The organism is Nocardiopsis sp. TNDT3, assembly GCF_003427465.1.
GTDB lineage: Bacteria > Actinomycetota > Actinomycetes > Streptosporangiales > Streptosporangiaceae > Nocardiopsis > Nocardiopsis dassonvillei.
This window is the reverse complement of sequence record NZ_QPFC01001208.1, coordinates 1-1,398: the sequence shown is the minus strand read 5'-3', so window position 1 is coordinate 1,398 and position 1,398 is coordinate 1. Positions and strand designations below refer to the sequence as shown.

Here is a 1,398-nt window from a genome sequence, read left to right as displayed (position 1 = left end):
CTCCCACCCCGACCTGACGTTCGTACGCGTGAGCACCGACGCACACCTGCGCTCCTACGCCGACCTGAACTCCCACGCCTACGGCTTCACCCCGCAGGAGGGCCGCGACGGGCTCGTGGGATCCGCCCTGTGGAAGGACGGCGTCCACGCCTACCTGGGCATACGCGAGGGCGAGGCGGTCACGTGCGCCGCGACGGTACGCGCGCGGGACTGCCTGTTCGTCGTGCTCGTGGCCACCGCACCGCGGTGGCAGCGCAGGGGCTACGCCGAGGCCGTCACCCGCAAGGCCCTGTACGAGGGCGCCCGGGCCAGCGGCCTCAGGCGCGCCGTACTGCAGGCGACCGAGGCCGGAGCGCCCGTGTACCCGCGCATCGGTTTCACCGCCAACTCGCCGGTGCGCTTCTACCGGCTGCGCGACTGACCGCACCGCGCGCGGGGCGCGCCCCGCGCCTCAGGCGGCCTCAGGTGAAGATGTCCCAGCCCATGCGCACGAGCAGGGCGATGACCACCACCAGCAGCACCGCGCGCACGAACCCCGAACCCCGCCGCAGGGCCATACGCGCCCCGATCTGGGCGCCGATGATGGTGCACACCGCCAACCCCAGGCCCAGCAGCCAGTCGATGTGCCCGCCCAGACCGAAGACGACGAGCGCTCCCAGGTTGGTGCACACGTTGACGATCTTGGCCGAGGCCGAGGCCTCGACGAAGTCCATGCCGACCACGGCGGTGAAGGCGATGATGAGGAAGACGCCGGTGCCCGGGCCGATGAGGCCGTCGTAGAAGCTCACGCCCAGGCCCGCGACGGCCACCACCGCCAGGGCGCGGTTGCGGGTGCGCAGGCGGCGGTCGGAGGCGACACCCATGGCGGGGCGGAAGTAGACCATGAGGGCGACCCCGGCCAGGACCACCATGATGACGGGTTTGAGCACGTCGGCGGTGAGCGCGGCGGCCATGGCCGCGCCCAGCCCCGAGCCCAGCAGGGCCAGGGCTGCGGTGGGCGCGACCACGCGGCGGTCGATCCTGACCTTGCGGGCGTAGGCCAGGGCGGCGGAGGTGGTGCCGAAGACGGCGCCCAGCTTGTTGGTGCCCAGCAGGGTGGCCAGGGGTGTGGTGGGCGCGGCGACCAGCAGGGCGGGCAGCAGGAGCAGGCCGCCTCCACCGACGACGGCGTCGACCCAGCCCGCTGCGACACCGACCAGCAGGAGCAGGCCGAGGATCTCGGGGTCCATCTACCGCGCGCGCCCGAGGGAAGAGGTGATCATGGGTTCTTTTCGTGGCGGGGATGGCTGACGCACGCAGCCTACTCTTCGCCTCGGAGCGGGTGTGGTCCCAGGGTGTCCTTTGCCCGTGGCTTCGCGCCGGTGCGCGCGGCCGGGAGGGGATGGCGGGGGTGCCGGG

General features: G+C 72.9%; 2 protein-coding genes. One reads left to right on the top strand and one right to left on the bottom strand.

All coding sequences use genetic code 11. The features are described from left to right. The coding region (locus DQW06_RS25905) for a GNAT family N-acetyltransferase (protein WP_117199480.1) at positions 1–421 on the top strand (421 nt) is incomplete at its 5' end. 40 nt (positions 422–461) lie between these two features. On the opposite strand, the gene DQW06_RS25900 is transcribed toward DQW06_RS25905, so the two are convergent. Next, positions 462–1,229: a TSUP family transporter gene (locus DQW06_RS25900; protein ID WP_013153238.1), complete on the bottom strand. Its 768-nt coding sequence runs from the start codon at positions 1,227–1,229 to the stop codon at positions 462–464. Positions 1,230–1,398: the final 169 nt, after the last annotated feature.